This window comes from Rhodococcus zopfii NBRC 100606 = JCM 9919, from assembly GCF_001895025.1.
Classification (GTDB): domain Bacteria; phylum Actinomycetota; class Actinomycetes; order Mycobacteriales; family Mycobacteriaceae; genus Rhodococcus; species Rhodococcus zopfii.
Genome location: NZ_BCXI01000004.1, coordinates 1 through 25,552 on the forward strand (window position 1 = coordinate 1; position 25,552 = coordinate 25,552).

The following is a 25,552-nucleotide window of genomic DNA, read 5'->3' on the forward strand; positions in this document are numbered from 1 at the left end:
TCGGTGGTGGCGGCGAGTTGGTTGTCGGCTTGGCCGCCGAAGACGTAGATCTTGTTGCCGATGGTGACGGCGGCGCCGGCGGCGCGGGGTTGGGGCATGGGAGGCAGTTCGACCCACTGGCCGTCGCGGACGGCGAAGACCCGATCGGAGGCGGTCGCGGTGAGATTCGGCCCGTCGGGAATCCACCCACCGAGCACGACGGGCACACCGTCCCATGTCACCGCCATCGCGTGATTGAGCGGCACCGGCAGGTCCGGGCCGGTTTTCCAGGTGTCGATCGCCGGGTCGTAGCCCTCGTGCGCGGCGGAGGCGCCGTCGTCGTCGAGTCCACCGAACACCCACACCGTGCCGTCGGCGACGGTCGTCGCGGTCTGCTGACGCGCGGTCGGGGCGTCGCGCACCGCGCGCCACTGCGCGGTCGGGGGGAGTTCCTCGCTGCTCTCGCCGCCCGCGGTACCCGCGTCGGAGTCGTCCGACGGACGTAGCACCAGGTAGAGGCCGGTCCCCGCGACCGCGAGGAACAGCACGGCGAGCACCGCGATCACGGCACGCAGCGACACCCGTCCTGTCCCGTCGTCGTCCGGGGGCGGGGCTGCGAACGGACGCTGCGGTGGCGGTGTCGCGCCGCGATGCCGGGGGGTCGCGGCGTGCTGTGTCGTCGCTGGGTGTTGTGTGGCCGCTGGGTGTTGTGTGGCTGCTGCGTGTTGTGTCGTCGCCGAGTGTTGTGCGGGTGCTGCCGAGGCGTCGGCGTCGGCGTCGGCTTTCGGCAGCGGTCCCGTCACGGTCGGTTGGTCGTGCTGGCGGGCGTTGCCGGGCAACGCCATCTCGTCGACGTGCCGCCCGTGCCGGGCCTGGATCTCCTGGAGTTCCCGGCCGAACTCGGCGGCGGTCGACGGGCGGCTCCCCGGATCGGCGGACATGGCGTGTTCGAGCGCAGCGCACACGTCGTCGGGGATGCCCTGCGGCCGCAGGTCGGGGATGGGCTGGCTGCTGATGCGCAGGAACTGGGCGACGATCTCCTCGCCGGTGCGTCGTTCGAATGCGGCCCGGCCCGTCAGCATCGCGAACATGGCTGCGCCGAGCCCGTACACGTCGGAATTCGGTGTCGGTGGTTTGCCCTCGAGAACTTCGGGGGCGGTGAACGCGAGCGATCCGGTGAACGCGCCGGTCGCGGTTTCGAATCCGCCGGCGATCCGCGCGATGCCGAAGTCGGTGAGCTGGGGCTCGCCGTACTCGGTCATGAGGATGTTCGCGGGTTTCACGTCGCGGTGCAGGGTCCCGGAGTGATGCGCGGTTTCCAGGGCACCGGCGAGTTTGACGCCGACGCGGACGACCTCCTGCCACGGCAACGGCCCGTCGCGTCGCACCTTCACCGCCAGCGAATCGTTGGGGTGATAGGGCATCACGATGTACGGCCGGCCGCTCGAGGTGACCCCGACCTGGAGGATGTTGACGATGTTGGGATGGCCGGACAGCCCGCCCATCGCGTAGCCCTCGCGCAGGAACCGTTCCCGGTTCTCGACGTCGAGGTCGGAGGAGAGCACCTTGATCGCGACCGTTCGTCCGAGCGAACGCTGCCGGCATCGGTAGACGACACCGAAGCCGCCTCGTCCCACGACCAGCGCATCGTCGAATCCCGCGGCGGACAGCTCCGCGGTGATTCCCTGACCCGCCGGGCGGGTCGCTTCCGGATCGAAATCGGCCATCGGCCCAGGCTTTCGAGGTGCGCATTGTGGCTCGCGTGCTAGGACGAGGATACCGCTGCAAGGACCCCGAAAAGGAAGATCAGGGGCGGGCGCGCAGCCCGTTGACGAACGGGCAGCCGACGAGGCGACGCAGCGCGCGGCTCAGTCCGGTCGCGTCGTCGACCGGTTCGTGGAACGGGATGCGCACGTCATGATCGCCGGTGCCCGATTCGATGCGTAAGCGCAGGCCGTACCGGTCGAGGCCGAGTGGCCGGATGCGGCCGGACCGCGCGGCCGGCGGGATGCGTCGCGCGATGTGCGCGACGATGTCGGCGTGGTCCTGCTCGAGGTGCTGCAGCCACGCTGTTTCCAGCGCGGCGAAGGGGTCGGGCAGCGCGGTCAGCACATCGTCGATGTCGACGGATTCGGCGCCGGTGGTGTCCGCGGCGACCACGGATGTCAGTTCCAGGCGCAGCAGTTCGGTGCCGTGTCCGACGTCGAGAAGTTCCGGATGAGGAAGGTCCTCGGCGACCTCGGCGGCGAGGACACGGGGGTTGTCGACCGGGTGCAGCGACCCGTTGAGCCAGATCAGGGACCGCACGGGATTGCGCAGCGTGAGCGGTGAATGGTCGGTGAGTTCGAGGACGGCGGGTAAGCCTGCCGACCCGGACTGCCAGGCGAGCGCGACGGCCGGGCAGTCGCCGGGAACGGTGATGACGACGTCGCCGTCGGTGTGGAGGTGGTGGACCGCAGTGGTCACCGGATCGCAGCCGTCGACGGCGAGCACGGTCGAATCGGCGCGGACGAGCGCGGTGCACACTCGCTCCGCGGTGCTGGGGGCGGGAACGTCGGTGATGGTCTGCATGCCGGCCTCCTCGGTTGGTAGGTGAGGCAAACCTAAGTCATTGTGACGGCCGTCGCAAGAGGCCGCTGGAGCTAACCTGAACCGGTGTCGATCCCGCTCTCCCTCGGAATGCCGCCGTCCCGTGACGAACCTCGGGGCCTCCTCGATGCGCTGCTGACCCACCGCGCGCCCGCGCCGGCGGGCGTGTCCGGTCGCCTCCTCGCGCCCCGGATCGTGACCGCGGCCGAGGCGGACTCCGGCGGCGACGTCGTCGTCGAACTCGATGCGAGCGCCGAGGCTCCCGTGCCGGTGAGCCGCCGACCGGTGCGTTACCAGATCGACTGCACCCCGGAGTATCTCGGTGATGTTGTCGCATTCACCGCGCCGGCGCCGCTGTGTGTGTACGTCGCGGGGGACACGCCGGCCGACACCGCCCGCGGACTCACCGCCGCCGGTCACATCCCCGGCCTGCCCGCCGGCCGCAGCGCCGACGAGATCGCCGACTTCCTCGCCGTCCTCGCCCACTCCGACACCGGCTACGTCGCGCGGGCCCGCGACGCCGCCGAGGTTCTCGTGCTGCTGTCCGCTACCACCGCGGCGCTGAGCGGATTCGACGTCCGGCAGGCGGTCACCGAACCCGACGCGGCCCGCCTCGCCGCCCTCGTCCCCGAGGCCGCCGCCGCGGTCCGCGAGATCCTGCTCACCGTCGAGGTCGACGACCCCGCCGCGATCGTCGCGGGGTTGGCCGACCTCGGCCTCACCGCCCCCGCCTGACCCGGCGAAGGTGCCTCCCGGCCGGAACGGTTGTGGTGCCGGGAAGGGACTGCCGGGACATCGGTGGCATAGTCGTGAGCTGTGACCACCAGCCTCGTCTACCGCAACGGCACCGTGTACGGCCTGGTGATGCGGATGCTGTACGGGCGTCATTATGCAGCCAGGTTCCGTGCCGTCGACTCGGAGATTCCGTCCGGCGCTTGCGTGCTCGACCTGTGCTGCGGTCCTGCGACCCTGTACACCCGCTATCTGCGTGACCGCGACGTCGACTACCGCGGCCTCGACCTCAACGAGCAGTTCGTGGCGGAGGTCCGGCACGCCGGGGGGCGCGCAGACGTGTGGGATCTGCACGCCGGCAACCCGCTACCCTCGGCGGACGTGGTCTTGATGCAGGCCAGCCTCTATCACTTTCTCCCGGATCCCGCGCCTGTGCTCGATCGGATGCTGGCGGCGGCGCGCGAGAAGGTGATCGTCGCGGAACCCATACGCAATTTCGCCTCCAGCGACAACCGGGTGCTTGCGACCCTGGGTAGGCGGTACACCGACCCGGGAGACGGAACCCGATCCCACCGCTTCACGGAGGAGACGCTCGATGCGCTCTTCGCCGGCTATGCGGACCGGGTGCGCAAGCAGACACTGATCGCCGGAGGCCGGGAGAAGTTGTACGTGCTCACGCCCTGAGCGGCGACATCCGAGCGATATCTCTCAGACCCGGAACGTCGTCACCGCGTCGACAATCCTGGAGACCTGCTCGTCGGTGAGGCCCGGCCACAGCGGCAGCCGCAGGACAGTGCGGGAGAACTCGTGACTGCGAACGCACGGCACCGGCGTTCGGCCGAGCTTCAGGCCGGCGGGACTCGAATCCAGCGGAACGTAGTGGAACGGTGCCGCGATCCCCAGTCCCGCCAGGTACCGGATCAGCGCGTCGCGACGCTCCTCGGTGGGGGTGCGCAGGAAGTACAGGTGCGCGGTGTGCTCCCGATCCGGGGGCACGGTCATCAGCCGCACATCGTTGCGTGCGGCCCAGTCGGGCAGCGCGGCCGCGTAGGCGTCCCACACCCGGTGCCGGCCCGACTGGATCAGGTCGAACTCGTCGAGCTGGGCGTCGAGGACGGCAGCGTTCAGTTCGCTGGGCAGGTAGCTCGAGCCGAGATCCTGCCAGGAGTACTTGTCGACGGTGCCGCGCAGGAAGCGTGCGCGATCGGTGCCCTTCTCACGGATGATCTCGGCCCGGTCCATCAGGATCCGATCGCTCATCAGGAGCGCGCCGCCCTCACCGCAGTGCACGTTCTTGGTGTCGTGGAAACTCAGCGTGCCCAGTGTCCCGATCGTCCCGAGGGGTCGCCCCCGCCACCGCCCACCGAGTCCGTGCGCGTTGTCCTCCACCAGCACGATGCCGTGGCCGTCCGCCAGTTCCAGCAGACCGGACATGTCGGCTGCGACACCGCCATAGTGGATCACCACCACCGCCCGGGTACGGGGGGTGATGACGGCTGCGACCGACGCCGGATCCAGGTTTCCGGTAGCCGGATCGATGTCGGCGAACACGCACGTGGCCCCGCGCAGAGCCATCGAAGTGGCGGTCGAGGTGAACGCGAAGCTCGGCACGATCACCTCGTCTCCCGGCCCCAGCCCCAGCAGCAGCCCCGCCATCTCCAGCGCAGAGGTGCACGACGTGGTGAGCAGTGCATGCGGCGCCTCGGTGATCGCGCGCAGCTTCGCGGTCGCGGAGGCGGTGAACGGTCCGTCTCCATGACTGTGGTCGGACGCCAGCACCGCCTCGAGGTTCGCCAGCTCACCACGCGCGCGGTACGGACGATTGAACAGGATGCGGTCAGTGCTCATTGTGGGCTTTCGGGTCGACGCCGGCGCCGGGAGCGACCGGAGGGTGATCCGGCCGAGGCAGGGGAGACTCGACAGTGAGATAGAGCGGTTTGCCGACCAGAACATGCAGCGCAACACCGAGATACTCGGCAATCAGCCCGAGCGAGAACAAGACCGCGCCGGAACACAGCAACGTCACCACCATCAACGACGCCCACCCCTCTGGAGCCCAGTCGTCGGTGGTCAGCGCCCGGTAGGCGACAACGCCTGCCATCACGAGGCCGGCTCCGGCCAACGTCACACCGAGCATGCTCACCACCCGGAGGCCGCGAGTGCCGGTACACAGGAGCATCTTCCAGAACAGGGAGAACAGCCGCCGGTAGTTGTACCCGGATTCGTCGCGTCCCTCGCTGCGCAGCGTGACGGGTACCTGCGCGACGTTGCCGACGACCCATGACAGCGCCACGTCGAGATACACGCCGTTGGACGCGACTTGCGCGAGCGCCCGTCCGACGTCGCCGCGGATGAGCCGGAAGCTCTCGAAGCGCGTCGAGTCGGGAAACGCGAACAACGTCGCGAGCACGAGCTTGGCGCCCCGCGAAGTGAGGTTCCGCAGGAAACTGTGCGGCCGGGTGTTGGTCGGCTTGGAATACACCAGGTCGGCTCGGTCGGTCAGCGCCGCGTCCAGGAACGGACCGATGAACGACGGGTCGTGCTGTCCGTCCTCGTCCAGCGTCACGATCCACTCGCCGCGCGCCGCGGCCATCCCGGCGATCGTCGCGGCGTCCTGGCCGAAGTTGCGGCTGAGCCACACGACGCGTACGTGCCGATGGTTGCGCGCGAGATCCTGGAGCACGACGTCGGAGAGGTCCGGCCCGTGGTCGTGCACCAACACGATGTCGTCGACGACGAACGGCGTGCCGCGCGGAGTCGATACGGGCTCGGCAAGCCGGCTCAGTTCGTCCACGAGCTTGCCGATCGTCTGCTCACCGCGGTACACCGGCACCACCGCCGTCACGGAAACGGGAGCAGGCGTCCGTGAAACGGAGTTGCCGACAGCGGACTCGTGTGGGGTGGGAATCTCGGAAACCGGCATCAGCAGTAACGACTTTCGACGACAGCGCGCGCCGGATTGTCGGCTTGGTTTCTGCCGCCGGAGCGCGAACCGTCGAACGATAACACGCTCCACGGCCGGTCGCCGGTTTCCGAATGCTCCCAGTTCGCTGTGCACCGGTAGGGTCAGGCACTTGTGACGGACAATGTTCATCTCGACTCTCGGCGGACGGTCATTCGCTGGGGGGCTGTCACCGCTGTGGGTGTCGTCGCGGGCTATGCGGCGGTGCTGCTTGCCAATGCGAGGCACTACTTCACCGACGACACCGAGTCCCAGTACACCGCCCTGTGGGTCGGCCTCGGCAAGTCGCTGCGCGAGGGCACCTTCCCGTTGATGGTCCCTGAGCAATGGATGGCCGGGAACAACACGATGGACGATGCCGGGCTGTTCAACCCGCCCCAGTTGATCGTCGATCTGATCGCGCCGTCCATCGACAACGTCGCGGCGTACGCAACCGTCGTGAAGCTGTTGTTCTCGATCGTCGCAGCGCTCGGTGTCTACCGGATCTGCCTGGTTTACGGGGCACGACCGGTGTGGTCCGCCGTCGCAGGTGTTGCCTTCCCGCTGTCCGGGTGGTTCCTGTTCTTCGACCAGGCCAGCTGGATGACAGCCTTGACCGGCACCGCGTGGTTGGTGCACGCGTGGGCGTCGGCGGTCCGCTACACGCGCGGGACCGGCGGTCCGATTCCGGTGTTCGTATTCCTGTACCTGACAATCACAACCCAGTACATCTTCCCCGCGATCGAGGCGATCCTCGTGCTGGGCGCGGTCGCGGTCGGGGAATGGCTGTATCTGCGACGGTGGCAGCCGATCGCGCGGCTCGTCTCGGTCGCGGCGTGCGCGGGCCTGGCCGGGCTGATCGCATTCCTGCCGAGCATGCTGTCTGCCGACGTCACGTGGCGAGGTGCGTGGGACGTGATCAACGATCCGTTCCTCACCGTGCCCTGGTCGGAATCGCTCAACGCTTCCCTGCCCAGCTCGCTACCTGCGTTCCCGTCGTGGTGGGGCTACGTCCAGCCGCTTCCGGTGACCTACATCGCATGGTTCCTGGTTCCCGCACTGGCATTCGTCGACTGGCGCCGCGCGGCCGGCGCGTGGCGTGAGCTGATGTCGGTGGCACTGTTCTCCCTGGTGATGCTCATGTGGGCGGCGGGGCCCGGCACGATCGGCCCGTTGCGCTGGCCGGCGCGGGTGCTGCCGATGCTCGCGCTCGGACTGCTGGTGCTGGTGTGCGTGCTGATCGGGCGCTTCGGCACCCTCCGCAACGTGCGGGGACGGTCGGCAGCCGCCGCGGCCCTGATCGCGGTGCTGTGGATGCGGTCCGCATCGGCGGATCCGGCTCGCTGGTCGTGGCACCTGCTCTCCGCACTGGGCGTCGCCGCAGTGGGCGCCGCGGTGATCCGGCTCGCCCGTACCAGGGGAGCGGCGCCCGCGGCCGCTCTGACCATCATCGCGATGTTCCCGATCGCGTTTCTCCAGGTCCACGCCGCACAGCCGACCCCGATGGCGTGGAACCTGCCTGCGAAACGGTCCGACGCACAGAACGCATTCCCCGACTTCACCGGCACCACCCTGCAACTCGGGGACCGCGGACTACTGCAGAAACCGGACAAAAGCGTCGACGGAGCCTACGGCTCACTGGTGTTCGGCAATTATGCGCGTGCCGTCGAGCTGGACTACGTCAACGGCTACACCCCGACCGGGCACTTCTACTTCGGTGATCTGCTGTGCATGCGCTGGGACGGCAGCGTCTGCGCGGATGCCTATCGGCGTGCCTTCGCGCCCGAACCCGAAACGGGGCGCACCCTTGTCGATCTGATGAACGTGGACCGGGTGGTCCTGCAGCGCGCCATGTTCCCGGACGTACGGGACACGGCCGCCCCCCAGGGGTGGACATGGGTCGACTATCCGGGCAACGACCGCTACATCTGGGTGCTCGAACGCGAGGACGGTCTCACGTCGTCCCGCAACGGCCGGATCTCCGCCGTCGACGGGGTCTCCGCCACGTCGCTCGGCGAGTCCGACACCAGCAGCCGGGTCCGGGTCACCTCCGCCGGCGGCGGTCGGGTGGTCTTCGCCCGTCTGGGCTGGCCCGGCTACCGCGCCTCGCTCGACGGCGAGCCGATTCCGATCACCACGGTCGCCAGGTCTTTCGTCGCAGTCGACGTTCCCGCGGGTACCGACAACGCCGAGCTGGTGCTCACCTGGCGCCCACCCGGATGGAAAATCGGCATCGTCAGCGCCGCAGCCGGCCTTGCCGGACTTGCCGCGCTCCAATGGCTGTGGAGGCGCAACCGCCGGAGCAACCGGCCGGCACCCGCCGAAGGTGAAGCCGACCGGCCGCCGATCGGAGTCACAGCGTGACCGGCGCCGAAGGCCATCGCCGCCGCCTCACATCCGGCACGGGGGACAGCGGCGTGGTCAAGGAACCTTCGCCGGGACTGGTGCTCCGGGTGATGCGTCGGCCAGAAGCCGGATTCGCGCTGATCGGGGCGTTCAACACGGTCTTCGGCATGGCGCTGACCGTGTTCTGGCTGGCCGTCCTCGGCGACGACTGGCCACCGGCGGTGGCTGTCGTTCTCGCCTACGCGATCGGCGTTGTGACCGCATTCGTCCTGCACCGCACGCTCGTGTTCCGTGTCCGTGGACGGGTGGTTCGCGACTTTCTCGCGTTCGTGGCAGTGAACTCGGGAGGTCTCCTCCTGAACGTCCTCTTGCTTTCGCTTGCCGTGCAGGTACTGAATCTGCCGAGGATCCCGTCCGCGATCGTGATCATGGCTCTCGTCGCGATCGCCAGCTGGTTCGGGCACCGGCACATCTCGTTCCGGCGACCGCGGAACTCGGCGGTCGAGCCCGGAACGAAGCGGTGACACCGAGCTTCCGCTTTACCGCCGGGATCGTCACTCTCGGCGCGGTCCGCAGCGCAACACGGCCGGAGCGCGGATGCGATGCGTAACCTCGTAGGCGTGCCACGCATCGCCTACTTCGGTCCGACCGGGACCTTCACCGAAATGGCCCTCGCTCACCTGGAGGACACCGGAATCTTCGACGGCCCGGTCGAACGGGTGTCGGCGGCCAGCCCACCCGCCGCGCTGCAACTGCTGCGCGACGGCGACGTCGACGGTGCCGTGGTGCCGATCGAAAGCTCCGTCGAAGGGTCCGTTCCGCCGACGATGGACGCACTGTCCATCGGACCGCGCCTGCAGATCGTCGCGGAAACCGAACTGGACGTGGCGTTCACCGTCGTCGTCCGTCCCGGCACCACCGCCGATCAGGTCCGGACCGTCGCCGCGTACCCCGTTGCGGCGGCGCAGGTGCAGCAGTGGATCGCCGAGAAACTCCCGCAGGCCGAGATCGTTGCCGCCTCGTCGAACGCCGGCGCGGCAGAGGACGTCGCCGCCGGCAAGGCCGACGCCGGAGTCTCCACCGCACTGGCCGGTGAACGGCTCGGCCTCGATGCCCTCGCCGAGGGGGTCGCGGACTTCGCCGGTGCCCGCACCCGATTCGTGCTGCTGACCCGGCCCGCGAAGACCCCGCCGCGCACCGGGCACGACCGCACCGCGGTGATCCTGCAACTGCCGAACGAACCCGGATCGCTCGTGCGGGCCATGACCGAGTTCGCGACCCGCGGCATCGACCTCACCCGCATCGAGTCGCGCCCGACCCGCCGGGAATACGGCACCTACTTCTTCCACTTGGACTGCGTGGGACACATCGACGACGCGCTCGTCGCCGAGGCGCTCAAGGCCCTGCACCGGTTCGCGCAGGTCCGGTTTCTCGGATCGTGGGCGGCGGTCGCCGACAACGGTGTGCCCCCGGTGTCGGACGAAGCGGATGCGCAGTGGCTCGATGCGCTGCGACGGGGAGAGGAAGACCGGTGAGCGGCAGATTGATCCTGGCCCGGCACGGGCAGACGGTGGCGAACGTGGCGCGGCGGCTGGACACCAAGCTGCCCGGCGCCGAACTGACGGAACTCGGTGTTGCACAGGCACACACGCTCGGCACGAACCTCGCCGACCGGCCGCCGGTGCTGCTGGTCGCCTCCCACGCGATCCGTGCCCGCCAGACCGCCCACCAGATCGAACTGGCCTCCGGTGTCGCCGCGACCGTCCGCGCCGGATTGCACGAGGTGCAGGCCGGCGATCTCGAGGACCGCAGCGACGAAGAGTCACACAAGCTGTTCATGAAGGTCTACGAGTCGTGGCACAGCGGCGACCTGCGCTCGCGGGTTCCCGGCGGCGAATCCGGCCTCGACGTGATCGACCGGTATGTGCCGGTCGTCGAGGACCTGCGTGAACAATTCCTCGGTGACGGGTCGGGCGACGTGGTGGTGGTCAGTCACGGTGCCGCGATCCGGCTGGTCGCCGCGTATCTCGGCAAGGTGCCGGGCAGCTTCGCGACCAGCAACCACCTCGCGAACACCCAGACCGTCGAACTGGTGCCGCGCCCCGGCGGCGGCTGGGAATGCGTGCGGTGGGGCACATTCCAGGCGCCGTTCCACCGAACCGGGGGCGCGGGCGCCGACGATCCGATGGGCTGAGCTACCGGTCCGCCCGGTCCCGTTCGAGACGGGCGACGAGGTCGCCGAGCGCCCGCCGCAGGACGCCGTTGGTCCCGGCACTCAGCGTCGTCCACGAGGTGCCGTCGGGAGCGGCCGACGACGTGCCGACGACCCGCCCGGCGGTCGTGTCGAAGACCGTGACGGGACCCCCGACCGGACCCGTCGCACCGTCGCCGTGCCGGATCCCGACGATCTCGGCGAACGTGCCGCACGGCCCGAGCGCCGCCCCGAGCAACGCCGCCTCCGCAGCGGGCACCCCGGCTTCCGCCAGCCGACGGGTGGTGCGCGCGCCGTCCCCCGCGCCCTCGGTCAGCGCCGCGGACAGTCGCGCGGTCGGCAGACTCACCCCGCCGGTGCGGGCCGGCCCGGCCGGACCCAGCATCCGCACGATCGGGGACACGGATCCGGGGTCGGCGTCGTCGAGCACGAAACCGCCGGGCACGACCCGCGCGGTCACCGTGCGGTTGCCGGCGCCGGACACCCCGCACTCGGCGCTGCCGTGCGCGAGACCCAACCGGTCGACCGTGCCGTCGTGGAACCGTCGCACCGCGACCTCCCACGCCGGCCGGCCGAGCGTGCGCAGCCGGTCCGCGACCGCCGGGTGCACCGCGCCGGCCCGGACCAGGCCGCGCGCGCCGAGCGCGTCGGCCGCCCGGGCGAACGCCACCTGCCGCTCGGTGTCGCTGTCGTGGTGCTGACGATGCGCCAGCACGACCGGCATTTCCGGTACTGCCGCCAACCCGATGAGGACGTGCACTTCGTCGTCGCTGACCGGGACCGGTCCCAGCGAGCCGGTTCCGGAGAGGACGCCGAGCGTATCGATGCCGATCACCGGCCCGGTTCCGGGCCCGCGCCCAGCACGGCGGGAACCACGGTCCGTCCGTCGGCGAAATGCTCGACGGTCGGACGGAAGTCGGTGCGGGTGTCCTGATTGTCGTCGCTGCCTGCTGCACGAGCCGCGGCCGATCCGGCGCCGTGCGCCGGGGCCGTCGTGTCGCCGACCGGATCGCCGGGGATCCGCAGGTCGCCGCGGACCGGGCCGGTTGCGGTGCCCCCGGTGGAGCCGATCGAGGTCATCCCCGCCGCGGTTCCGCCCGCGGCGGCGAGTCCGCCCGCCGTCGAGAACGCGCCGAGTCCGGGGGCGCTCCCGATCGCGCCGGCTCCGCCGGCCGCGGCGGAGGGCACCGCGGCCGGCGCTGATCCGGGTCCGAAAACGTTGCCCGTTCCCGGTGTGTACGTCGACGTCGCGACGGTGGGCGTGTGGCCCTGCCCGAACGTGTGGCCCTGCCCGAAGGCCGACGCGACCTCCGACGGCGACCCGGCGACACCGACCCCACCGGACGCCACGTTCGCGACCTCGGCGGCGACCCGGCCGGCCTCTCCGCCGACGCTCCGGAGCACGTCCCCGTTGCCGAGCGCGTCGCCGACGCGGGACACCACCGAGCGGGCACCGTCGACGACGGACTGCACCGGATCCGTGAACTGCACGTGCTCGGTGTGCTCTGTGCGGGAGACGACCGTCGCGAGCTGCTGCACGCCCACCGTGTCCGGCGCGCCACCGGTCAGCGACGGCGGTGCGGTGAAGCGGTCCGGTATCGCGGCGAACAGCGACGCCGCCTCGTAGGCCTCCATCGCGGCGGCGGCGCGAAGGTCGAGCGCCTTCTCCGCGGCCTCCGCGGCCGCGGCGCCACCGTTCACCGCGCCGCCGGCCGTGTAGGCGGCGACCTTCGCGGCCTGCACCGCAGCGATCTCCGGCAGGCTCGGCATCGCGATCAGTGCGGTCGCGTACGCACCCGACCCGACCGCGGCCTTCTGTGCCGCCGCGGTCGCCTCCCCGACGACCGATTGCGTCCACGCGATGAACGGGCCGAGGGCGGTGATCGCGGTACCGCCGGTCGTGCCCTCCCAGCCGAGGCCCAGTTCCGCCGCGACCCGGGTGAGTGTGATGTCGGCGTCCGCGAATGCCGCGGCGACCGCGGCCCAGGCCGGTCCGGCGGCGCCGATCGGCAGCGGACCCGTGCCCGTGGTCAGGCTCGTCGAGTTCAGGGTGGCGCCCCGCGGCAACCACACGACCCCGGTCATTCCGAGCGTCATCGGCTCTACCTTTCTGACAGCAGGTGGGAGAGGTCGGTCACACCGTGGCGTGCAGGGCGGCGACCCGCCGCGTCTCGAGATCGGTGTAGTGCGCGGCCTGGTTGCGGATGGTCAGCGCAGCGGTCCGCAATTCCTCGACACCCCGCGCGGCCGCAGGCCGGAAACTCGCGGTGAGTCCGCCGAAGTGCTGCGAAATCAGCCGGGATACCTCCTCCGCCCCTGGTGGCGGCACGTCCAGGGCCGGATCTGCTGCCTGCACGGATGCTTCGAGGCGTGATGCGAGGGCCTCGAGTTCGGCGGCGGCGACGAGCAGAGCGTCGGGATCGACGTAGATGTGGTCGGGCACGGGCCGTTCTCCTGACATCTCGGGTGCGGATGGCGGGCGCGGTGGTCCGTTCGCCCTCGAAGGGTTGGACGCGTCGCGGTCCGGATCGGTTCCCCTCGATTTGTGCCGGGTATCCTCGAGGCCGTCAGTGACAGAGCGATCGATAGGTTGGGGTGCGGGAATGGGAACTTCCACCGGCGACACAGTCACCGACGGGGTGGCCGTGCCGGATTGGCGGAAGCTCGAGGCGACCGAGCTCACCCCGATCCTGTCCGCCGCACTCGACGCGTTCTACGAGACCGGCTTCCACGGCACGTCGGTCCGTGAGATCGCGCGGCGCGTGGGCGTGACGGTTCCGGCCCTGTACTACCACCACGAAAACAAGGAGGGGCTGCTCATCGCGCTGCTGGAGCTGTCCACCAGCGATGTGCTCTCACGGGCGCACGCCGCGGACGCCGACGGCGGCGACGACCCGGTGCGGCGGCTGTCCAACGTCATCGAAGCCATCGTGCTGCGGATGACGCTGCGCGCGCGGCTTGCGGCGCTCGAAGGTGAGTCGCGGTATCTGAGCCCGGACAACAGGCAGCGTTATCGCGCGGTCCGCAAGGGCGTCGAGCAACTTGTCCGCAGCATCGTCGAGGAAGGGACCGCGAGCGGCGTGTTCGACGTCGACGACCCGGCGGAGACCACCCGCGCGCTGCTGGGCATGTGCCAGTCCATTCCGCGCTGGTACCACTCCGAGGGCACACTCACCCCGGAAGAGGTCGCGGCGAAGTACGTCGACATCACGCTCAAGACGGTCGGGGCGCCCTCGCGGCGGTGATCGCAGCTCCGACGACGGCGGTGTGAGCCGCCGCCGTCGGGGGAGTGGCGGTGCTTACCGGTTGCGGTACACCGCGGGGCGCTTGTCCAGGAACGCGCGGGCGCCCTCGTGGAAATCGTCGGCGGCGAGCAACTGCAGCTGCCCGGCGCGTTCACGAGCGAATGCGGCGTCGAGTTCGGTGAGGGTCGCGTCGTTGATCGCGGCCTTCGTCGAGCCCAGCGCGTCGGCCGGCCCGTCCGCGAGCCGCTGCGCCAGCGCCTCGATCGCGTCGGCGTATCCGTCGTCGGGGTAGGCGTCGGCGATCAGGCCGGCCGCGACGGCCTCGGTGGCGGGCAGGCGCTCGGCGAGCAGCGCCATCTTCAGCGCGCGGGCCCGTCCGATCGACGCGGCGACCAGCGCGGATGCGCCGCCGTCCGGCATCAGCCCGACCTTGGTGAACGCGAGCAGGAAGTAGGCCGATTCGGCCGCGACCGTCAGGTCGCAGGACAGCGCCAGCGAGACGCCCACCCCGGCCGCGGGGCCGTTGACGGCGCCGATCACGGGACGCGGGAACGTCCGGATCGCGGCTACGGCGCGGTTCGCCGCGTCGATGGTCGCGGGCGAGGGGGGACCGTCGGCGGATTCGACGCTGGACAGATCCGCGCCGGTGCAGAATGCGCGACCGCTGCCGGTGAGCACCGCGACCCGCACGGTCGCGTCGCCGGCGTGCTTCTCGAACGCCTCGGCGATTGCCTCGAGGGTTTCGGTGGTGACCGCGTTCATGCGGGCGGGGCGGTTGATCGTCACGCGCAGGACGCCGTCGTCGACGAGTGTGTCGACGCCGGGGATGTCGTCGGGCATGGTGTCTCCTTCGAAAGTGTCAGGACCGCAAGGACAGTGCGACCTTGCCGGTGGCGGACCGGTGCGCGAGCGCCAGCAGTGCGTCGGCTGCGCTCGTCATCGGGTGGAGCGTGGGTTCCGGGACCTGCAGGGCGCCGGTCCGCAGCAGCGGTTCGAGTTGCGCCCACTGCCGGGCCGGGTAGTCGGGGAAGGTGCGGACGTATTCGCCCCAGCCGGCGCCGACGACCGACGTGTTGCGCAGCAGGAGACGGTTGACCTTGACGGTGGGGATCTCCCCGCCGGTGAAACCGAGCACGACGACGCGCCCGTTCGGGGCGAGGCTGCGCAGGCTGTCGGTGAAGCGGTCGCCGCCGACGGGGTCGAGGACGATGTCGACGCCGCGCCCGCCGGTCAGTTCGAGGACACGGTCCTTGAAGCCGTCGACCGGCACGGTGTGGGTCGCGCGATTCGCCCGGGCCACTTCGGCTTTCGCGTCGGTGCTCACGACGGCGATGGTCTCGAGCCCGAGCGCCGCCGCGACCTGGAGGGCGGCGACGCCGATGCCGCCCGCGGCGCCGTGCACGAGCACGGTGTCGCCGGCGCGGTAGCGGGCGCGTTCGTCGAGCGCGAAGTGGACGGTCAGGTAGTTCATGAGGAATCCGGCGCCGGCGCTGAGTGAGACCGAATCCGGCAGGGGGAATACGGAATTCACATCCACGGCGACGGTCTGCTGCCACGCGCCGCCGGTGGCGAGGACGGCGACGCGCTGCCCGGGGGTCAGCCCGCTGCCGACCGGCGCGGAGCGAACGGTCCCGGCGCCTTCGACGCCTGGAACGAACGGCAGGGGCCGCACGACCTGGTAGGCGCCGCTGGTCTGCAGCAGGTCCGGGAACGAGACGCCCGCGGCGTGCAGGTCCACGATCACCGCGTCGGTACCGGCGGCGGGTTCGGGGATGTCTACCAGGCGCAGGCCGTCGGGTCCGTTCGTGTCGGTCAGTTGTACTGCCTGCATGGGTCTCCTCGTCGGCGGGTTAGACCGTGTCCGCGGACGTGCACCGTGGTCCGCAACACAGGGCTCATCCTTACCAGAGGCTACTGATCGTGCGCTAGCTAGATCGAGATGTTGACCGAGCGATCGGTCCGTGGTAGTCCTTTAGCGATCGATAAGTAGAGGTCATGGGAAGGACAATCGATGGCCGACGAGCAGACCACCACCGAACCTGCCGCTCTGTACGAGCGTCGCGGCGGCGTCGCCGTCATCACTCTCAATCGCCCCCGGGCCCTCAACGCGGTGAACGCCGCGCTGTCCACGGCCGTCGGCACGCTCCTGGAACAGGCCGAGGCGGACGACGACGTACGCGTCGTCGTGATCACCGGCGCGGGTCGCGCATTCTGTGCCGGTGCAGACCTCAAGGCGCTCGCCGCGGGCGAGAGCACCGCCGCCGACGGGCATCCCGAGTGGGGCTTCGCCGGCTACGTCCAGCACTGGGTCAGCAAGCCGACCATCGCCGCGGTCAACGGATTCGCGCTGGGCGGCGGCACCGAACTGGTGCTCGCCTCCGATCTCGCGGTCGTCGACGAGCAGGCGCAGCTCGGCCTGCCCGAGGTCAAGCGCGGCCTGTTCGCCGCGGCCGGCGGGGTCATCCGTCTTCAGCAGCAGATCCCGCGCAAGGTCGCGCTCGAACTCGCCCTCACCGGCGAGCCGATCACGGCTGCGCAGGGCAAGGAACTGGGCCTGGTCAACCGGATCGCGCCGCACGGTACCGCGCTCGAGGTCGCTCTCGAACTCGCCGAGGCGATCGCCGCCAACGCACCCCTGTCGGTGCGCGAGTCGAAGGCGATGATCCACCGGACCGCACACGGTGACGACTGGGCCCCCGGCGTGTGGGACGCCAACACCGCCGCGATGAAGGTGGTCTTCACCAGCGCGGACGCGAAGGAAGGCCCGACCGCTTTCGCCGAGAAGCGCCAGCCGGTCTGGCAGGGTCGCTGACCCCGACGATCTCGGCCCGGCGCCACCCGGCCCCTCGCAGCGCCGGGCCGCACTCCACCCCCTTGGAAAGGAACCTGTCATGACCACAGCTGTCATCGTCGACGTCGTCCGTACCGCGGTCGGCAAGGGCAAGCCCGGCGGTGCCCTGTCCGGCACCCACCCCGTCGAACTGCTCGCGCACGTCCTCCGCTCCCTCGTCGAACGCAACGGCATCGACCCCGCCCAGGTCGACGACGTCATCGGCGGGTGCGTCCAGCAGGTCGGCGAGCAGGCGGTGAACATCTCGCGCTCCGCTCTGCTGTCCGCAGGCTTCCCCGACTCGGTCCCGGCCACCACCATCGACCGCCAGTGCGGCTCGAGCCAGCAAGCCGCCCACTTCGCCGCGCAGGGCGTCATCGCCGGCGCCTACGACATCGCGATCGCGTGCGGTGTCGAGTCGATGAGCCGCGTCCCGATGGGCACCGCCGCCCTCGGCAAGGACGCCAACGGGCCCGGTGTCGCCGCGCGCTACCCCGAAGGCCTGGTCAACCAGGGCATCTCCGCCGAGCTCATCTCCGCGAAGTGGAAGCTCGACCGCGACGCGGTCGACGCATTCTCCGCGCAGTCGCACCAGCGTGCCGCCGCCGCGATCGCCGCCGGACACTTCGACCGCGAGATCGTGCCGTTCACCGTCACGAACGCCTCGGGGGAGCAGGTCCAGCACACCGTCGACGAGACGGTGCGCGCCGCCACCACCGCCGAGGGCCTCGCCGGCCTGAAGCCGTCGTTCTACACCGAGGAGTACGCGGCCCGGTTCCCCGAGGCCCAGTGGATCATCACCCCCGGCAACTCGTCGCCGTTCACCGACGGAGCGTCCGCCGCGCTCATCATGAGCGAGGAGATGGCCAACAAGCTGGGGCTGACCCCGCGGGCACGCTTCGTGTCGTTCTCCGTCCTCGGCGACGACCCGCTGTTCATGCTCACCGCGCCGATCCCGGCGACGAAGAAGGTACTCGCCAAGGCCGGCCTGACCATCGACGACATCGACGCCTACGAGGTCAACGAGGCGTTCGCTCCCGTCCCGCTCGCCTGGGCACACGAACTGAACGCCGACCCGGCCAAGCTCAACCCGTGGGGCGGCGCCATCGCCCTCGGCCACGCGCTCGGTTCGTCGGGCACCCGCCTGCTCTCCACCCTGGTCAACCATCTCGAGGCCACCGGCGGCCGGTACGGTCTTCAGACGATGTGTGAGGGCGCGGGCATGGCCAACGCCACCATCATCGAACGACTCTGATCCACAACACGATTCGAAAGGTGTGAACATGATCGTCAACGACAGCGTTGCCGTCGTCACCGGCGGTGCCTCGGGCCTGGGCCTGGCCACCGTCAAGGCTCTGGTCGCCGACGGCGCCCAGGTCGTCATCATCGACCTGCCGTCGTCCAACGGTGAGACCGTCGCCAAGGAGCTCGGTGACCGTGTGCGTTTCGCCGCCGCCGACGTCACCGACGAGGCCGCCGTCGCCGAGGCGCTCGACCTGGCCGAGTCGCTCGGCCCGCTGCGGGTCGCGGTGAACTGCGCCGGCATCGGCAATGCCGTCAAGACGGTGAGCAAGAACGGCGCGTTCCCCTTCGACGCGTTCAAGAAGGTCGTGAACGTCAACCTGTTCGGCACGTTCAACGTCATCCGCCTCGCCGCGGAGCGCATCGCCAAGACCGAGCCGATCGACGGCGAGCGCGGCGTCATCATCAACACCGCCTCCGTCGCCGCGTTCGACGGCCAGATCGGCCAGGCCGCGTACTCCGCGTCCAAGGGCGGCGTCGTCGGTATGACCCTGCCGATCGCCCGTGACCTCGCGTCGCTGCTGATCCGCGTCGTCACCATCGCCCCGGGCCTGTTCAAGACCCCGCTGCTCGGCTCGCTGCCGGAGGCGGCCCAGGAGTCCCTCGGCCAGCAGGTGCCGCACCCGGCGCGTCTCGGCGACCCCGCCGAGTACGGTGCCCTCGCCGCGCACATCGTCGCCAACCCGATGCTCAACGGCGAGACCATCCGTCTCGACGGTGCCATCCGTATGGCCCCGCGCTGATCCGACCGGTGTGAGAGGACGGGGCCGATGACTGCGCAGCCCGAACCGGAGTTCTCCGGCGACTGGCGGGTGTTCGAACCCCTGCAGCTCGGCCCCATCCTCGAACACGCCCTGGAAGCGTTCGGCGAGAACGGCTTCCACGGCACCACCGTCCGCGACCTGGCCCGCCGGGTCGGCGTGACGGTGCCCGCGCTGTACTACCACCACGAGAACAAGGAAGCCGTTCTCGTCACCCTGCTCGACGCCGCCGTCCTCGACCTCATCGACCGTGTCCGCGCGGCGGTCGAGGACGGCGGCGCCGACCCGGTCGCCCGCTTCTCGAATGCCGTCGAGGCGATCGTGCTCAACATGACCAACCGCGCGAAGCGCTCCGGACTGGATTCCGAACTGCGGCACGTGTCCCCGGAGAACAGGCGCACCTACGCCGCCACCCGCAAGCGGCTCGAGCTCATCATGCTCGACCTGGTGCGCGACGGCGACGAACAACAGGTGTTCGACGTCGACGACATCGAGGAGACCGTGCGGGCGCTGCTCGGGATGTTCCAGTCCATCGTCCGCTGGTATCAGCTGGACGGACCGCTGACACCCGCCGAGGTCGCCGCCCGCTACCGGACCATCGCGCTGCGCATCGTCGGACACCGCAGCCCCGCCTGACCCGAGGAGTACACCGTGCTGTCCACCGCCTTCACCGAAACGTTCGGCGTCCGCCACCCCATCGTGCAGGGTGGCATGCAGTGGGTCGGTCGCGCCGAACTGGTCGCCGCAGTCGCCAACGCCGGCGCCCTCGGCATGATCACCGCGCTGACCCAGCCCACCCCGGAGGATCTCGCGAAAGAGATCGCCCGCACTCGCGAACTCACCGACCAGCCGTTCGGTGTGAACCTTACGATCCTGCCGGCGATCACCCCGCCGCCCTACGAGGAATACCGCCGGGTCATCATCGAATCCGGTATCAAGATCGTCGAGACCGCCGGCTCCAACCCGGCCCCGCACCTGCCCGACTTCCACGCGGCCGGTGTCAAGGTGCTGCACAAGTGCACGAGCGTCCGGCACGCCGTCAAGGCGCAGGACACCGGCGTCGACGGCATCAGCATCGACGGGTTCGAGTGCGCCGGTCATCCCGGCGAGGACGACGTGCCGGGCCTGGTGCTCATCGCCGCCGCAGCCGAGCAGATCACCATTCCGATGATCGCCTCCGGCGGATTCGGCGACGGCCGCGGACTCGTCGCGGCGCTCGCGCTCGGCGCCGACGGCATCAACATGGGCACCCGATTCATGTGCACCGCCGAATCACCGATCCACCAGCGGATCAAGGAAGCGATCGTCGCGGGGACGGAAACGGACACCGAGCTGATCTTCCGCACGCTGCGTAACACCGCCCGCGTCGCGAGCAACACCGTCAGCCGCGAGGTCGTCGAGATCCTGGACCGCGGAGGACAATTCGAGGACGTGCGCGAACTGGTCGCCGGTGCCCGCGGTCGCCTCGTGTACGAGAACGGCGACCCCGAGGCGGGAATCTGGACCGTCGGAACCGTCCAGGGCATCATCCACGACATCCCCACGGCCGGTGAGCTCGTCGAGCGCATCGTCGCCGAGGCCGAAGCACTGATCTCCGAGCGTCTCGCGGGCCTGATGTCGCGCGTGAACGCCTGAACCACATACTTACTGGGGGATAGCATGCAACGCACACTGTTCGAAGCCGACCACGAAGCGTACCGGGAGACGGTGCGCGAGTTCCTCGCCCGTGAGGTCGAGCCGAATTACGAACGCTGGGAAGAAGATCGGCTCATCGACCGATCCGTGTACCTGGCGGCCGGCAAGGCCGGGATCCTGGGGCTCGGTGTGCCGGAGGAATTCGGTGGTTCCGGCGTCACCGACTTCCGGTTCCGGCACATCGTCCAGGAGGAGATCGCGCGGACCGGCACCACGTCGTTCGGCGCGACCCTCGCGCTGCAGGACGACATCGCGATCCCGTATCTTCTGCATCTCGGTACCGAGGAGCAGAAGGCCCGCTGGCTGCCGCGCATGGCGACCGGTGAGCTGATCGGCGCGATCGCGATGACCGAACCGGGCGCCGGGTCGGACCTGCAGGGTGTCAAGACCACGGCCGTGCGTGACGGCGAGGATTGGGTCATCAACGGCCAGAAGACATTCATCACCAACGGTATCCATTCCGACCTCGTGATCGTCGTCTGCCGTACCGATCCGGGTGCCGGAGCGAAGGGGTTCTCCCTCATCGTCGTCGAGCGCGACACCCCCGGATTCAGCCGTGGACGCAAGCTGCACAAGGTCGGTCTGGCCGCGCAGGACACCGCCGAGCTCGTCTTCGAGGATGCGCGGGTCCCGGCCGGGAATCTGCTCGGCGTGGAGGGGCGCGGGTTCTTCCACCTGATGGAGAACCTGCCGCTCGAACGTATCGGCATCGCCGTCTCGGCGATCACGTCGGCGCGCGCCGCGTTCGAGTGGACCAAGCGGTATGCCTTCGAACGCAAGGCCTTCGGCAAGCCGATCGGCGATCTGCAGAACACGCGCTTCGTGCTCGCGGAGATGCTCACCGAGATCGAGATCACCGAGTCGCACATCGACCGGTGCGTGCTCGCGCTCAACGCCGGCGAGCTGACCGCGGTGGATGCGTCGAAGGCCAAGTGGTGGGCGACCGAGCTGCAGAAGCGTGTCGTCGACCGCGGTGTGCAGCTGCACGGCGGATACGGCTACATGATGGAGTACCCCATCGCCCGCGCCTACGTCGACGCCCGCATCCAGACCATCTACGGCGGCACCACCGAGATCATGAAGGAGATCATCGGCCGCGACATCGCGTCCGAATTCTCCTGACGAACAACGGAATGGGTGCCCGCGAACGGTCTTCGGTTGCGGGTGCCCAGTCCCGGCCCGAGGAGTGAGCATGTTCGATCTGACCGGAAAACGTGCGCTGGTCACCGGTGGATCCGCCGGCATCGGCCTGGGCATGGCCCGCGGGCTGGCCCGCGCCGGCGCCGACGTCGTCCTGTGGGGCCGCGACCCCGGCAGGCTGGAGACCGCGGCCGCGGGGCTCGCGGAGTTCGGCGGTCGCGTCCTGACCCGGTCGGTCGACGTCTCGGACGAGCAGGCGGTCGCCGCCGGGGTCACGGCGACGGTCGAGGCGCTGGGCGGTCTCGACGTGGTGGTGGTCAACGCCGGTATCGGTGTGCCGCTCGCGAAATTCGCCGAGTCGACCACCGCGGACTACCGGAAGGTGATGGGTACCAACCTCGACGGCGCGTACTTCACGCTGCGTGAGACCACGAAGACGCTCGTCGCGCAGGGCAGCGGGGGATCGGTGATCGTGACATCGAGTCTCGGTGCACACGAGGGTGCGGGTCGCAACCAGGCCTACGGCGCCTCCAAGGCGGGTGTTCTCGCGCTCGCCAACGGGTGCGCGGTCGAACTGGCGCGCTACGGGATCCGCGTCAACAGCGTGCTCCCGGGCTGGGTCGCGACGGACATGACCGGTCCGTTGCAGGATTCCGAGATCTTCAACTCCCACGTCATCTCCCGGGTGCCGCTGGGGCGCTGGGCGACTCCCGAGGACTTCGAGGGCATCGCCGTGTATCTCGCGAGCGATGCGTCCGCATTCCAGACGGGTAGCTCGACGATGATCGACGGCGGATACAGCATCTTCTGACGGGAACGATCGGGCGGGGACTCAGCCCTGCCCGATCCGGTCGAGGGCGCGCCGGAACAGACTCAGCGTCGTCGCGTGCAGCCGCTGCCCGACCTCGCCGTCGGCCTTGCCCGCGCAGGCACGCGCATAGGTGCCCTCGAGGATGATGCCGAGTTTGAAGCACGCCAGCACGACATACCAGTCGAGGGCGGACAGGTCCCGATCGGATTGTGCCGCATAATGTTCGACGAGCTCGGCGCGGGTGGCGAGGCCGCCCGCGTCGCCGAGGGCACCTCCGATCGTGCTGTCGTCGTTGCCGTGCTCCGGCCACGTCGCCAGGAGCCAGCCGAGGTCGAGCAGCGGATCGCCGATCGTGCACATCTCCCAGTCGAGGATCGCCGCGACCTCCGGCCCCGACCGGGAGAACATCACATTGCCGATGTGGTAGTCGCCGTGCAGGATTCCCGGAGTCCACCGCTGCGGCACCGACCGCGCCAGCCAGCCGGCGATCGCATCGACGCCGGGCAGCGGTTCACCCGGGTACCCGTCCAGCGCGGTGTAGGACTCGAGTTCGCGCAGCCACCGCGGCACCTGCCGTTCGACGAACCCGTCCGGATGTCCGAAATCGCCCAGACCGATCGCGGTGTGGTCGACGGACGCGAGGGTCGCGAGCGCATCGATCATCGACAGGCCCATCCGATGCCGGATGCCCGGATCGGAGGCGTGCGGTTCGGGCAGCCCCACGAACGCATTGAACCCGTCGACCGGTTCGACGAGATAGAACGCGGCACCGGGCCAGACGTCCTCCTCGGGGCACGCCGCGATCAGGCGCGGATGCGGAACGGCGGTGTCCGACAGTGCGTCCAGCATCCGCATCTCCCGGCGCAGCACGTCGTTGGTGCGCGCCCGCAGATGACGCGGGCCGCGCCGCACCACGAACGAGCGGTCGCCGCGGGTGAACCGCACCATCAGGTTCTGGGTGCCGCCGGTCAGTTGCTCGAGACCGGTGATCGGCCCCGGCCCGAACCCGCGGGCGCTCATCCAGGCATCGAGCGCCGTGATCTCGTCTGCGGACAGCGGCGGGACGTTCGGGGCATCGCTCATCGCCGTGACCTTAGTGGCCGTGATGCGCGAGGGGACGCGAAAACGGGGAGACCCATTGCGCCGCCAGGGGACTTCGGTAATTGTGAGATGACACCGCACAATCGTCCCGAAAGGATGAACATGGCACTCACTGCCCTGCTGGAACTCGAGTTCAAGCCCGACGCCCTCGACGACGCGAAGAAGGTTATGGATCGGGTGCTCGGCGAGACCCGCGGCTTCGACGGCTGCCTCGGCATCGAGATCCTCGTGGACAAGGGCAACGAGGCCCGCTGGGTGATCGTGGAGAAGTGGCAGTCCGCCGACCACGACACCGCCTACCGCAAGTTCCGAGCCGGCCCCGGCGCGATCACCGATCTCGGCCCGTTGCTCGCGGGAGCCCCGAAGCTCACGCACTACGGCGAACTCTGACAGTCCGGCGGGCGTGGAACGGTACATCCCACGCCCGCCGGTCGTGTCGTCTACGGGGCCGGTCGGCTACAGAGCGAGGCGCGCGCGAGCGGCGGCGTATTCCGTGCGGAACCGCGCGATCACGTCCGCCACGGATGCGACCGCCTCGATCGACCCGACACCGTGCCCGGCACCCCAGATGTCCCGCCACGCCTTCGGGCCGGGCGCGCCACCTTCGGTGGCGGTTTCCGAACCCAGGTCCATCTTCGACGGATCCGAGGTCGCCAGGTTGTCCGGATCCATGCCCGACGCGGAGATGCTGCCGCGCAGGTAGTTGGCATGCACGCCGCTGAACAGGTTCGTGTAGACGATGTCGGACGCGGTCGAATCGACCAGCATCTGCTTGTAGGCGTCCGAGGCGTTGGCCTCGGTGGTCGCGATGAACGCCGATCCGACATACGCGAGGTCGGCGCCGGCGGCCTGCGCGGCCAGGATCGAGTTGCCGTGCGCGATCGATCCGGACAGCAGCAGCGGACCGTCGAACCAGGTGCGGATCTCCTGCACGAGCGCGAACGGCGACTGGGTGCCGGCGTGGCCGCCCGCGCCCGCGGCGACCGCGATGAGGCCGTCCGCGCCCTTCTCGATCGCCTTCCGCGCGAACCGGTTGTCGATGACGTCGTGCAGCACGATGCCGCCGTAGGAGTGCACGGCGTCGTTGACGTCCTGCCGCGCGCCGAGCGAGGTGATGACGATCGGCACCTCGAACTCGACGACGGTCGCGAGGTCCTCGGCGAGCCGGTCGTTCGACTTGTGGACGATGAGGTTCACCGCGAACGGGGCCGACGGGGCGTCGGGGTTGTTGGCGTCGTACTTGGCCAGTTCTTCGGTGATCCGCGTCAGCCATTCGCGCAGCTGCGACTGCGGGCGCGCGTTGAGGGTCGGGAACGAACCGACGATCCCCGCGCTGCACTGCGCGATCACCAGGTCCGGGTTGGACACGATGAACATCGGCGATGCGACGACGGGCAGGCGCAGGCGGTCGCGGAGGACGGGCGGCAGGCTCATGAACTTCTCCTGGGTGTGTGGTCGGTCGGTCAGGCGGGGCCGAGCTGGGCGGCCATGCGTGGGATGAGGGCTTGCAGGCCCTTGAGCGGCCGGACCATGACCTTGAATCGGGTGATCCGATCGTGCTCGTCCCATTCGATCAGGTCCACCCCGTTGACGTGGATCCCGTCGAGTTCGGCGACGAATTCGAGTACTGCCGAATTCGGGGCGTACCACTCACCGACGTAATGGAATCCGGTGTCGCCGCCGAACACGGCCAGGGCCGCGCGCAGGTAGGCGAGCGTCACGGCTTTACCCTCCTGCGGGGTGAAAACCGCGGGGGACAGGAATACGGCGTCGTCGGCGACGAGTGCGTCGAGTGCCTCGAGATCGTTCGTCTCGATCACGCGGTGCCAGCGGTCGACGACGGCTGGGCGGTCGGGGTTCGTCACGTC

27 protein-coding genes are annotated in these 25,552 nt (G+C 69.7%); 15 read left to right on the top strand and 12 right to left on the bottom strand.

Going from position 1 to position 25,552, the window contains the following annotated elements:
- Both RZ1_RS03180 and RZ1_RS03185 read right to left on the bottom strand, forming a co-directional pair.
- Positions 1 to 1,706, bottom strand: a 1,706-nt coding sequence (locus RZ1_RS03180) for a serine/threonine-protein kinase (protein ID WP_169917852.1), incomplete at its 3' end; no start/stop codon positions are given.
- A gap of 79 nt (positions 1,707 to 1,785) precedes the next feature.
- Positions 1,786 to 2,550: a DUF2470 domain-containing protein gene (locus RZ1_RS03185; RefSeq protein ID WP_072809187.1), complete on the bottom strand. Its 765-nt coding sequence runs from the start codon at positions 2,548 to 2,550 to the stop codon at positions 1,786 to 1,788.
- Between the two features lie 108 nt (positions 2,551 to 2,658).
- On the opposite strand from RZ1_RS03185, the gene RZ1_RS03190 reads away from it, so the two are divergent.
- Positions 2,659 to 3,303 carry a hypothetical protein gene (locus RZ1_RS03190; RefSeq protein WP_072809188.1) on the top strand — a complete coding sequence of 215 codons (645 nt, stop codon included), beginning with the start codon at positions 2,659 to 2,661 and terminating at the stop codon, positions 3,301 to 3,303.
- Between the two features lie 81 nt (positions 3,304 to 3,384).
- Positions 3,385 to 3,984, top strand: a complete 600-nt coding sequence (locus RZ1_RS03195; RefSeq protein WP_072809190.1) for a class I SAM-dependent methyltransferase — start codon at positions 3,385 to 3,387, stop codon at positions 3,982 to 3,984.
- A gap of 24 nt (positions 3,985 to 4,008) precedes the next feature.
- Here RZ1_RS03195 and rffA read toward each other — a convergent pair whose 3' ends face one another.
- Both rffA and RZ1_RS03205 read right to left on the bottom strand, forming a co-directional pair.
- Entirely contained in the window at positions 4,009 to 5,148 is a 1,140-nt protein-coding gene (gene rffA, locus RZ1_RS03200; RefSeq protein WP_072809192.1) for a dTDP-4-amino-4,6-dideoxygalactose transaminase, read from the bottom strand.
- Positions 5,138 to 6,145, bottom strand: coding sequence for a glycosyltransferase (locus RZ1_RS03205; protein WP_238072123.1), 1,008 nt, complete (start codon positions 6,143 to 6,145; stop codon positions 5,138 to 5,140). Before RZ1_RS03205 ends, rffA begins: the two co-directional genes overlap by 11 nt.
- 231 nt (positions 6,146 to 6,376) lie before the next feature.
- On the opposite strand from RZ1_RS03205, the gene RZ1_RS03210 reads away from it, so the two are divergent.
- The 4 genes from RZ1_RS03210 (at position 6,377) to RZ1_RS03225 (ending at position 10,781) form a co-directional block, all read left to right on the top strand.
- On the top strand, positions 6,377 to 8,605 hold the full coding sequence (locus RZ1_RS03210) for a putative glycosyltransferase family protein (protein ID WP_072809194.1): 2,229 nt from the start codon (positions 6,377 to 6,379) through the stop codon (positions 8,603 to 8,605).
- Complete coding sequence (locus RZ1_RS03215) at positions 8,602 to 9,111, top strand: GtrA family protein (protein ID WP_238072122.1); 510 nt, start codon at positions 8,602 to 8,604, stop codon at positions 9,109 to 9,111. The genes RZ1_RS03210 and RZ1_RS03215 overlap by 4 nt, the downstream gene beginning before the upstream one ends.
- 96 nt (positions 9,112 to 9,207) lie before the next feature.
- Positions 9,208 to 10,122 (top strand): prephenate dehydratase, encoded by a 915-nt coding sequence (gene pheA / locus RZ1_RS03220; RefSeq protein ID WP_072809195.1) that lies wholly within the window; start codon positions 9,208 to 9,210, stop codon positions 10,120 to 10,122.
- Positions 10,119 to 10,781 carry a histidine phosphatase family protein gene (locus RZ1_RS03225; protein WP_072809197.1) on the top strand — a complete coding sequence of 221 codons (663 nt, stop codon included), beginning with the start codon at positions 10,119 to 10,121 and terminating at the stop codon, positions 10,779 to 10,781. The genes pheA and RZ1_RS03225 overlap by 4 nt, the downstream gene beginning before the upstream one ends.
- Before the next feature lies 1 nt (position 10,782).
- Here RZ1_RS03225 and RZ1_RS03230 read toward each other — a convergent pair whose 3' ends face one another.
- The 3 genes from RZ1_RS03230 to RZ1_RS03240 are packed head-to-tail and all read right to left on the bottom strand — an operon-like array spanning position 10,783 to position 13,242.
- The gene (locus RZ1_RS03230) at positions 10,783 to 11,634 is read right to left on the bottom strand and encodes an ESX secretion-associated protein EspG (RefSeq protein ID WP_083583503.1); all 852 of its coding nucleotides are present in this window, start codon (positions 11,632 to 11,634) and stop codon (positions 10,783 to 10,785) included.
- The gene (locus tag RZ1_RS31610; protein ID WP_072809199.1) at positions 11,631 to 12,896 is read right to left on the bottom strand and encodes a PPE domain-containing protein; all 1,266 of its coding nucleotides are present in this window, start codon (positions 12,894 to 12,896) and stop codon (positions 11,631 to 11,633) included. Before RZ1_RS31610 ends, RZ1_RS03230 begins: the two co-directional genes overlap by 4 nt.
- A gap of 37 nt (positions 12,897 to 12,933) precedes the next feature.
- A complete protein-coding gene (locus tag RZ1_RS03240) occupies positions 12,934 to 13,242 on the bottom strand; it encodes a PE family protein (protein WP_083583504.1) in 309 nt (102 codons plus the stop codon).
- A 160-nt stretch (positions 13,243 to 13,402) separates the two neighbouring features.
- Between RZ1_RS03240 and RZ1_RS03245 the strand changes: the two genes are divergently transcribed.
- Entirely contained in the window at positions 13,403 to 14,044 is a 642-nt protein-coding gene (locus tag RZ1_RS03245) for a TetR/AcrR family transcriptional regulator (RefSeq protein ID WP_072809203.1), read from the top strand.
- Between the two features lie 54 nt (positions 14,045 to 14,098).
- On the opposite strand, the gene RZ1_RS03250 is transcribed toward RZ1_RS03245, so the two are convergent.
- Both RZ1_RS03250 and RZ1_RS03255 read right to left on the bottom strand, forming a co-directional pair.
- Positions 14,099 to 14,884, bottom strand: a complete 786-nt coding sequence (locus RZ1_RS03250) for an enoyl-CoA hydratase (protein ID WP_072809205.1) — start codon at positions 14,882 to 14,884, stop codon at positions 14,099 to 14,101.
- A 19-nt stretch (positions 14,885 to 14,903) separates the two neighbouring features.
- Positions 14,904 to 15,875, bottom strand: coding sequence for an NADPH:quinone oxidoreductase family protein (locus RZ1_RS03255; protein ID WP_072809206.1), 972 nt, complete (start codon positions 15,873 to 15,875; stop codon positions 14,904 to 14,906).
- 180 nt (positions 15,876 to 16,055) lie between these two features.
- Here RZ1_RS03255 and RZ1_RS03260 point away from each other — a divergent pair, with 180 nt between their 5' ends.
- From RZ1_RS03260 to RZ1_RS03290, 7 genes are all read left to right on the top strand, one after another.
- Entirely contained in the window at positions 16,056 to 16,856 is an 801-nt protein-coding gene (locus RZ1_RS03260) for a crotonase/enoyl-CoA hydratase family protein (RefSeq protein ID WP_072809208.1), read from the top strand.
- Positions 16,857 to 16,935: 79 nt separating this feature from the next.
- Positions 16,936 to 18,129, top strand: a complete 1,194-nt coding sequence (locus tag RZ1_RS03265; RefSeq protein WP_072809210.1) for a thiolase family protein — start codon at positions 16,936 to 16,938, stop codon at positions 18,127 to 18,129.
- 28 nt (positions 18,130 to 18,157) lie between these two features.
- Positions 18,158 to 18,919 (top strand): 3-hydroxyacyl-CoA dehydrogenase, encoded by a 762-nt coding sequence (locus tag RZ1_RS03270; RefSeq protein ID WP_072809284.1) that lies wholly within the window; start codon positions 18,158 to 18,160, stop codon positions 18,917 to 18,919.
- Between the two features lie 27 nt (positions 18,920 to 18,946).
- Positions 18,947 to 19,573 (top strand): TetR/AcrR family transcriptional regulator, encoded by a 627-nt coding sequence (locus RZ1_RS03275; RefSeq protein ID WP_072809211.1) that lies wholly within the window; start codon positions 18,947 to 18,949, stop codon positions 19,571 to 19,573.
- A gap of 15 nt (positions 19,574 to 19,588) precedes the next feature.
- Positions 19,589 to 20,572 carry an NAD(P)H-dependent flavin oxidoreductase gene (locus RZ1_RS03280; protein ID WP_072809213.1) on the top strand — a complete coding sequence of 328 codons (984 nt, stop codon included), beginning with the start codon at positions 19,589 to 19,591 and terminating at the stop codon, positions 20,570 to 20,572.
- Between the two features lie 24 nt (positions 20,573 to 20,596).
- Positions 20,597 to 21,754 (top strand): acyl-CoA dehydrogenase family protein, encoded by a 1,158-nt coding sequence (locus tag RZ1_RS03285; RefSeq protein ID WP_072809214.1) that lies wholly within the window; start codon positions 20,597 to 20,599, stop codon positions 21,752 to 21,754.
- A gap of 70 nt (positions 21,755 to 21,824) precedes the next feature.
- The gene (locus tag RZ1_RS03290) at positions 21,825 to 22,583 is read left to right on the top strand and encodes an SDR family NAD(P)-dependent oxidoreductase (RefSeq protein WP_072809285.1); all 759 of its coding nucleotides are present in this window, start codon (positions 21,825 to 21,827) and stop codon (positions 22,581 to 22,583) included.
- Positions 22,584 to 22,604: 21 nt separating this feature from the next.
- On the opposite strand, the gene RZ1_RS03295 is transcribed toward RZ1_RS03290, so the two are convergent.
- Positions 22,605 to 23,666, bottom strand: a complete 1,062-nt coding sequence (locus tag RZ1_RS03295; RefSeq protein WP_072809216.1) for a phosphotransferase family protein — start codon at positions 23,664 to 23,666, stop codon at positions 22,605 to 22,607.
- A gap of 120 nt (positions 23,667 to 23,786) precedes the next feature.
- Between RZ1_RS03295 and RZ1_RS03300 the strand changes: the two genes are divergently transcribed.
- Positions 23,787 to 24,074, top strand: a complete 288-nt coding sequence (locus tag RZ1_RS03300) for a putative quinol monooxygenase (protein WP_072809287.1) — start codon at positions 23,787 to 23,789, stop codon at positions 24,072 to 24,074.
- Between the two features lie 66 nt (positions 24,075 to 24,140).
- Here RZ1_RS03300 and RZ1_RS03305 read toward each other — a convergent pair whose 3' ends face one another.
- A complete protein-coding gene (locus RZ1_RS03305) occupies positions 24,141 to 25,118 on the bottom strand; it encodes an NAD(P)H-dependent flavin oxidoreductase (protein ID WP_072809218.1) in 978 nt (325 codons plus the stop codon).
- Between the two features lie 29 nt (positions 25,119 to 25,147).
- Positions 25,148 to 25,549 carry a nuclear transport factor 2 family protein gene (locus tag RZ1_RS03310; RefSeq protein WP_072809219.1) on the bottom strand — a complete coding sequence of 134 codons (402 nt, stop codon included), beginning with the start codon at positions 25,547 to 25,549 and terminating at the stop codon, positions 25,148 to 25,150.
- Positions 25,550 to 25,552 lie beyond the last annotated feature (3 nt).